This window comes from Bartonella sp. AP150HLJHH, from assembly GCF_042196385.1.
In the GTDB taxonomy this organism is placed as follows: Bacteria; Pseudomonadota; Alphaproteobacteria; order Rhizobiales; family Rhizobiaceae; genus Bartonella.
Map to the genome: position 1 here is coordinate 1 of NZ_JBHIQC010000037.1, position 8,075 is coordinate 8,075.

Genomic DNA, 8,075 nt, shown 5'->3' on the forward strand with positions numbered 1-8,075 from the left:
CCACCACTTTTGAGAACACCGTCTTCACCATTTAAAACCAGAGCAACTTGCCCCAATGACGGATCATGACTTTTTGCTATAAGCGTAAAGGCGCCATTGGATAAAGTACTTCTAGTAGATATGGTTATAGCAGTGCTCATCTTCACTATGCTGTTCTACAAGGAGCTATTAACCTTGTCGCGCAGAAGGGAAAAATATCTACAACACATTTGGGTCTTGTCCGAACCTACGGGCAACTCTCTTTCACCCCCAAAGATATAAAAGACAGCAAGTAAGAGCATATTGAATAAATAGTCATTTCAACTCACCACCGCCTATGGCAGTAAACAGCGTGACAATGGTTTCTACCTTGATACGCTTTTATCCTATGGGATAATAAAGGGAGATATCACCAATGCTCTTATTGGTAAAACTGCAAAATTGAAAAACGCCAAAATGTTGAGTATCTCCACCACTGTTGGCAAACAATTTGCAACGGGTATTCAAGCCGTAACATTCGAACCGCAGGCACAGCTTGCCTATCAACATTTGATGTTTGATACCATTAAAGATGCTGATAATCTGACCATTGAGATGCAAAATCCTTCTCAATGGATAATCCCGTGTTGGTGGACGTTTGACAAAAACCATTGCCACTGAAAACAGCCGTCCTATGTCTTTCTATGGAAAAGTAAACTTAATCAAAACCTTTGGTGATGATCAGACATTCCATATTGATAAGTATTATAAATGTGACCCCTCGGGAAGTTCCGTTGAAGGTGGGCTTGGTATTGGTGCATAATTGTCCGCTAACCTCTCCCTTCATGGTGATGTCAGCTATCAACAAAAGCTTCAAAAAACTGGTATAAGTGGTGCAAGCTTTTCAGGAGGAATACTCTATCAGTTTTAAATCAAAACTGTAAAAATAGCCTATTCAATTTAACAAAAAGGCAGTATATTGCTGCCTTTTTGGTTTATTATAAGCTGTTTTTAAGCGCTTTTTTAAATAGAGAACAGCGAAATATTTGAAGACATTCATTGACCATTGGATGTTTTTTACAAAAAATTCTTTTTATAAAGAATAAAATTGTAAAAAAGAGAACAACCAAAAACAAAATGATATTGTAAAATAATGAGAAGCTTTTCTAGAAAATACAACATTACTATCTTTTGTTATTTCTCACGAATTTAATGCTTAAAATCCCAAAATAAAACTTTTGAACATAAAATGATAAGTAAAAAATAATGCAATAATATCAAACAAAGGGATGTATGTTATAAGTCACTCATATATTTCAAAATGGAAGTTCTAATAGGATTTAAAATATTACAGCTCAAACACTGCCCAGAAAATTCATACTGAAAAAATCCTATTATCCCCTTCCCTCTTAACAATGCCGCCAAACATCTCCAGAAACTTCAAAACAAATAAAATTGCATTTTCTCTTCTGTAAAATTGATCATGCTCTTTGCTCTCTATGGACAATAGGCTCTATACTTGCTTCAAAAAACTCCTTTGTATAATCGTGTTGCGCATGTAGATTACGCAATTCATCATTGCTAAGCTCTTCAAGAATAATCCCTTTATGCATAATTCCAACACGTTCACAAATATGTGCAACAACAGCAAGATCATGGGACACCATCAAATAAGTAAGCTTTTTTCTCGCTCGCAACGATTTCAACAAGTTTAAAATTTCAGCCTGTACCGACACATCCAATGCAGATGTTGGCTCATCAAGCAACAACACCTCTGGCTCAATAATTAAAGCACGTGCAAGAGCAATACGCTGACGCTGCCCTCCAGACAACTCATGAGGATAACGATAAAGAAATGAAGAATCTAAACCAACGGAATCTAAAGCATCCTCCACCCGCTCTCTTTGCTTATCCATTCCATGGATTTTGAGCGATTCAGAAAGAACCGTATGGACCATTTTTCTTGGATGGAGCGAAGCATAAGGATCTTGAAAAACCATTTGAATACAGCGTAAAAAATCCTTACTTCTTTTCTTTTCAACTTCTTGTCCAGCAAAAAGAAACTTTCCACTATAATCTGGAATAAGCCCCACCAATGTATTCAAAATAGTTGACTTTCCACATCCGGATTCACCAATCAAACCATAAGCTTCACCACGCTTAATATGAAAATTAACATTTTTAACAACTGTTACTGCCCTATGCCTATGACCAAAAGTTACAGATAAATTAGAAACATCAATAATATTCTCACAATTTGTCATGAGGAACCTCCTCAACGCCATTAACAATCGTAGGATTATACAACCAATCAGGATCACGCTCAGGAACAGCCAAAATATCAACTGGATTATCAAGCCGTGGCAAACTCGCGAGCAACGCCTTTGTATAAGGATGACAAGCGTGAGACAAATCAGAAGCAGGCAACTCTTCTAAGACACGGCCCGCATACATCACCAAAATACGATCACAAAAATCAGCAATCATATTTAAATCATGACTAATGAAAATAAGTCCCGTTCCAGATTTTGTCACAAGTTCATCTAATACAGATAAAACTTGTCGTCTGACCGTAATATCAAGTGCAGATGTTGGCTCATCAGCAATAATTAAATCAGGTTTTGGAATGAGCATCATTGCAATCATCACGCGCTGCCCCATCCCCCCAGATATTTCATGAGGAAAGAGACGCATCACATGTTCAGGATCACGAATATGAACAGATTCTAACATAGATATGGTGCGCTCCCGCGCTTCAGCTTTTGAAACACGGTAATGAATACGGTAAGCCTCCATAATCTGTTCCCCGATCCGTATTAATGGATTAAGTGAATATTTGGGATCCTGTAAAATCATTGAAATACGTTTCCCACGGATTTTTCGCATCTGAGGTTCACTTGCGGCCAATAAATCAACATCCTCAAAGCGCATTTTTTTAGCTTTAACAATGGCTGCTTTTGGACTCAACCTTAGTATTGCGCGCCCAGTCATCGATTTTCCAGATCCGGATTCACCAACAATTCCAATTTTTTCTTTTCCAACAGAAAAACTAACACCACGCACAACTTCTGAAATGCCGCGCGTTGTAGGAAAAGAAATACGTAAATCTTCTACTTCTAATAATTTATTACCCATTGCGTGGATCCAATACATCACGAAGACCATCACCTAAAAGGTTGAAAGCAAGACTTGCAAATAATATTGCACAGCCTGGTATTGCCGCCAACCACCAATTTGTCATCATAAATTCCCGCCCTGAAGAAAGCATCGCACCCCATTCAGGACTTGGAAGTTGAGCTCCCAACCCTAAAAAACCAAGACCAGCAGCCGTTAAAATAATTCCAGACATATCCAAAGTTAATCGTACAATCACTGAAGGAATACACATGGGCGCAACATGAAACAAAATAATTCGCCAAGCAGAGGCCCCTTGCAGGCGAACTACAGAAACATAATCAGAAGAACGTATTGTCAAAGTCTCAGCACGTGCTAAACGTGCAATTGGTGGCCATGCTGCAATTGAAATTGCAATAGAAGCATTTTCAATCCCTGGTCCCAATGCGGCTGAAAATGCAAGAGCTAAAATCAAACCTGGAAAAGCAAGAAAAATATCGACAATGCGCATGAGCACAGTATCAACCCATCCGCCCATATAACCAGATACAGTTCCAACAATAAGTCCTATTGGACCTACAATAACTGTTGTAAGAAAAACAACATAAAGAGTAATACGGGAACCAAAAACAAGGCGACTAAAAATATCACGTCCCAATTCATCTGTTCCAAAATAATGCGCCATAGAGGGTGGCTGCAACCGATGCCCCAGATCATTGCTAAGAAAATCATGCGTAGCAATCCAAGGAGCAAAAAATGCACATATGATAATAATACAAATAATAAGCAGACCGAATACAGCCGAAAAGTTATGAAAAAACTTAGCCAGTGCGTGATAAATTCTTTGTATGTTCGCTTGAATTATGGAGTTTGGAACAGGATCGTTTAACCAACTACCCAAAGAAGATGATGATTGCGATTTATGATGATTACTTACTGTCATATTCAACGTGTCCTTGGATCAAAAATGCGATAAAGCAAATCAGAAAATAAATTAATGGCGACAAAGATAAATCCTACAAGTAAAGTACATCCTACAACTGCATTCATATCTCCGGCTAAAAGAGCATTTGTCAAGTAATGTCCAAAACCAGGCCAAGCAAAAACTGTCTCCGTTAAAACAGCCCCTTCTAATAAAAAAGCATAAGAAAGTGCAACAACGGTAATAATTTGAACAGCAGCATTTCGAAAGGCATGCCCCCAAACGGTTCGCGCCCACGATAATCCCTTTACACGTGCAGTAATGATATATTCCTGATTAAGCTGCTCAATCATAAACCCACGAGTCATACGGCTAATATAAGCCATAGCACCGAAAGCCAAGATCAAAGCTGGCATAATAACGTGACTAAAAACATTACCAAAAGCCTCCCATTGTCCTTGGCTTGCAGTATCCCAAAGGAAAAATCCTGTTTTTGGTTCAAAAGAATATTCATAAAGAAAATCAAGTCGTCCTGGGCCACCAACCCAGCCAAGCTTGGCGTAAAATATTAACAACGCCATTAATCCGAGCCAAAATGTTGGAGTAGAATAACTTACAAGTGTAAAAACACGGACAACATAATCAATAAATGAATCGCGATACATTGCTGCAAAAACACCAAATGGAATTCCAAGACTTGTGCCAATAACAATAGCAACGGTTGCAAGCTCTAATGTTGCAGGAAATACACGCATAATATCGGCTAGAACAGGTCGCCCAGAAGTTAAAGCATCTCCAAAGTCAAACAAAAATACATTATGAAGATACTTCCAATATTGGACAATCAACGGCTTATCAAGACCCAGCTTATAATACATTGCATCATAAGCTTCCTGACTGATATTATCACCAAGAATAGACAGAACCGGATCTAGAGGAAGAAGATGACCAAGAAAAAAAGTGATCGTCACCAACCCAAGCAATGTGATAAAAACTGAAATAAGAAGTTTCAATCCTTTGCATAAAAAATCCCATAAAAATAATTTTTTCTGCTTTTCTGATACAGCTCTTTCAGTCTCTGAAAGTGGCAAAACCATTATAAAAATCCCCTCTGTAGCGACAAAACATAAAGCAAATACTTTTTTATATAACAAAACAATCTCTTATTAAGCATGTTCTACAATCCTTTTCTATAACATGCTTCTTTTTATTTTTCTGCTTCATTGTAATAAAGTCTATAACTGTTCCAAATCCATTTTTTGACATCAGGCCCCATACCAACGGTATAATATGTCTGAAATAAATAAACCATAGGACCATGCTCTAGCACATAATGCTGTAAAGTACGATATCGCACAATGCGCTTATTGGGATCTTGCTCAAACAAAGCATCCATCACCATGTTATTAATATTTTCATCATAATACCCAGCGCGCCAAGCTAAATACATATTGTGCTTTTTTGTAAATGTTGGATCAGGGTTAAACACGTGATTTAATGAAGCAGGATGTCCATCAGGATCGGCACTCCCCCACCCCATAATAGCAGTATCATAATTTCCACCACGTACACGGCTCAACAATTGATTTTGTGCCATTTTTTCAATTGTAAGCTCAACACCAATTTTGCGTGCATTGGCTTGAATAGACTGTGCAACAGACGACATATAACTAAGGCTTCCAACTAAAAGATTAGCTTTAAACCCATTAGGATAACCAGCTTCAGTAATCAGTTGTTTTGCTTTTTTCAAATCCAACTGAAAAGGCAAACCTTCTTTTTCATCTAAAGCACCTGGAACACCTAAAGACATATAAGTTGCCCGAGGAATAGCAATCCCTTTCAAAACAGTTTTTCCAAGACCTTCATAATCAACCAAATAACGAAGTGCCAATCTGACCTTTTCATTCGCAAAAATTGCATTCTTATTATTTAACGATAAGTAAATAATCTGCGGACGCAAAACACGACTAATTTTGACTGGGCCTCCTTTTTTTTCAAGATCTAAAATATCCTCTGAAGAAAGATCACGCACTATATCCACATCACCTTTTTCCAAAAGAAGTCTTTGACTTGATGAATCCGCTACATGCTGCACAACAATCTGCTTAATTTTAGGCACATCGCCCCAATAATGTTGTGTCGCCTCTAACACAACTTTATCTCCTGGAGACCAGCTCACCAATTTATAAGGTCCAACACAAGCTGTATGTGTTGCTAAATATTTATTCCCCATATCACCGTTAATACTCTGTGCTTCAATTGTTTTCCGATCAAGCAAAGCAGAAGCATAAGATTGTCCAATAACAGTCAATATGAGCTGAATAGGATAGGGTTTATCTAATTTTAATTGTAAAGTCTTATCATCAAGAGCCTGAATATTTGTTTCAATATTGTTTTTGGTAAACCCATAATCCATTAAAGATTGAGCATAGCTTAATCCTAATTTAATAATCCGTCGCATCGACCATACCAGATCTTGCGCTGTAGCCATCCTTCCATCATTAAACTTTAAATCATCACGAAGATGAAAGACTATTCTTTTACCATTATCTAAAACGTCCCAAGATTTTGCCATAGCAGGGCGAATTTTTGTAGGATCATGCTCATCATATTTCACTAACGCGCTGCAAATATTCGTCAATAACTCACTCGTCACAACCTCAACAGTTTGCGCTGGATCAAAACTACTAATTGAATCAATATTCCATGCCATTACCAATATATCTTTAGATGAGGCACTGAATGCCGATGTTACAGCCCCATTAAAAAAAACGATTGAGCTTAATAAAATAGAAATTTTTTTCAATATTCTTTGTTTTCCCATTTTATCTCTTCCTTTTGTATTCTTCTACCTTTTCACACAAAGTGATTGTGATTTTGCTTAAATAGCATAGCATTAGACATCAATTTCATTTAATCAAACTAAGCATCTATAAAATAATTTTCTTATACATCAGTCTATATTCGGGATGCAGAGAATCTATAACCATAAACAAAGATCCTCCCCAATATAACTTTCTATATTCATCGCTCCCTATAAACGATCTTAATTATATACTGGTACTACACAAACATCCCTCACAGTTTCATCCTTAAAAAACTGAAGAGCTTTATATGGGAGAATACTTTCATCATGCAATTATGATTAAGCTCTTTTTAGCTTTGATAACACTAAAAAGACACACTTATTTTTCAATTTTACTATAAAAAATACGCGGCGCACTATTCCAAACCCACTTTTTGATATCAGGCGTCATCGCGACAACGCTATATTGTTGAAAGATAAACGCATAAGGTCCTTTTTGCATCAATTCACGTTGTAAATCAGCATAGAGTTGTGCCCGTTTTTGCGGATCTTTTTGAAATAATGCCTCTTCAACTTTTTGATTCATATTGGCATCAAAATACCCATGCTGCCAACTAGGATAGGCTGTATTTCTAGCCTCAAAACGATTATCTGGATTGAAAATAAGACGTGAAGCCATTGTATGAGGATCCACAGAATCATTATTCCATCCGATAAAAGTCGTATCAAAAGCCCGTGCATTAACTTTTGAAAACAACTGTGTACCTGCTACACGTTCAATTTTAAGACGCACCCCCGCCTGTGCAGCACTATCCTGGAGTGACTGAGCAAGTAACAAAGTATAAGGAGTGTTTGACACGAGAAAATTTGCCTCAAATCCATTCGGATAACCAGCTTCTGCTAAAAGCTGCTTGGCTTTTGCAATATCAAGTTTAAAGGGTTGCCCCTCTTTTTCATCCAAAGCCCCAAAGTTGCCAAGAGGAATAAAACTGGCCCGTGGGATACCAATCCCTTTGAGAAGCTTCTTGCCAAGACCTTCATAATCTATGAGATAACGCATCGCCAAACGTACTTTTTCCTTAGCAAAAATAGGATTCGTCGTATTGAATCCCCAGTACATCATAGTTGGCACTAACACTCTTTCAACTTTAACATCTGTTGTTTTTTGCAGATCTGCAAGATCTTCAGGTGTCAAATTACGAGCAACATCAATATCGTGCTTTTGCAACAACAAACGTTGTGTTCCGGGCTCTGCAACATGGCGAATTAAAATCT

The 8,075-nt window shown here is 37.6% G+C and carries 6 protein-coding genes and 1 pseudogene; 1 reads left to right on the plus strand and 6 read right to left on the minus strand.

Features of this window, described 5'->3' with window-relative positions:
* Positions 1-116: 116 nt before the first annotated feature.
* Positions 117-889: pseudogene (locus ACFING_RS08585) on the plus strand (autotransporter outer membrane beta-barrel domain-containing protein); the annotation flags it as partial.
* 550 nt (positions 890-1,439) lie between these two features.
* Here ACFING_RS08585 and ACFING_RS08590 read toward each other — a convergent pair.
* The 6 genes from ACFING_RS08590 to ACFING_RS08615 form a co-directional block, all read right to left on the minus strand.
* The gene (locus ACFING_RS08590; RefSeq protein WP_375630491.1) at positions 1,440-2,222 is read right to left on the minus strand and encodes an ABC transporter ATP-binding protein; all 783 of its coding nucleotides are present in this window, start codon (positions 2,220-2,222) and stop codon (positions 1,440-1,442) included.
* Entirely contained in the window at positions 2,209-3,093 is an 885-nt protein-coding gene (locus tag ACFING_RS08595; protein ID WP_273790733.1) for an ABC transporter ATP-binding protein, read from the minus strand. Before ACFING_RS08595 ends, ACFING_RS08590 begins: the two co-directional genes overlap by 14 nt.
* Complete coding sequence (locus ACFING_RS08600) at positions 3,086-4,015, minus strand: ABC transporter permease (RefSeq protein ID WP_273790732.1); 930 nt, start codon at positions 4,013-4,015, stop codon at positions 3,086-3,088. Before ACFING_RS08600 ends, ACFING_RS08595 begins: the two co-directional genes overlap by 8 nt.
* Positions 4,016-4,017: 2 nt before the next feature.
* Positions 4,018-5,091 (minus strand): ABC transporter permease, encoded by a 1,074-nt coding sequence (locus ACFING_RS08605; RefSeq protein WP_375613823.1) that lies wholly within the window; start codon positions 5,089-5,091, stop codon positions 4,018-4,020.
* 110 nt (positions 5,092-5,201) lie between these two features.
* Positions 5,202-6,818 carry an ABC transporter substrate-binding protein gene (locus ACFING_RS08610; RefSeq protein ID WP_375613822.1) on the minus strand — a complete coding sequence of 539 codons (1,617 nt, stop codon included), beginning with the start codon at positions 6,816-6,818 and terminating at the stop codon, positions 5,202-5,204.
* A 361-nt stretch (positions 6,819-7,179) separates the two neighbouring features.
* A partial coding sequence (locus tag ACFING_RS08615) for an ABC transporter substrate-binding protein (protein WP_375630493.1) occupies positions 7,180-8,075 on the minus strand: 896 nt, incomplete at its 5' end.

Excerpts from the sequence above, each read along its gene's own strand:
- ACFING_RS08590 (WP_375630491.1), bottom strand. The coding sequence starts at position 2,222 with ATGACAAATTGTGAGAATATTATTGATGTTTCTAATTTATCTGTAACT.
- ACFING_RS08595 (WP_273790733.1), bottom strand. The coding sequence starts at position 3,093 with ATGGGTAATAAATTATTAGAAGTAGAAGATTTACGTATTTCTTTTCCT.
- ACFING_RS08600 (WP_273790732.1), bottom strand. The coding sequence starts at position 4,015 with ATGACAGTAAGTAATCATCATAAATCGCAATCATCATCTTCTTTGGGT.
- ACFING_RS08605 (WP_375613823.1), bottom strand. The coding sequence starts at position 5,091 with ATGGTTTTGCCACTTTCAGAGACTGAAAGAGCTGTATCAGAAAAGCAG.
- ACFING_RS08610 (WP_375613822.1), bottom strand. The coding sequence starts at position 6,818 with ATGGGAAAACAAAGAATATTGAAAAAAATTTCTATTTTATTAAGCTCA.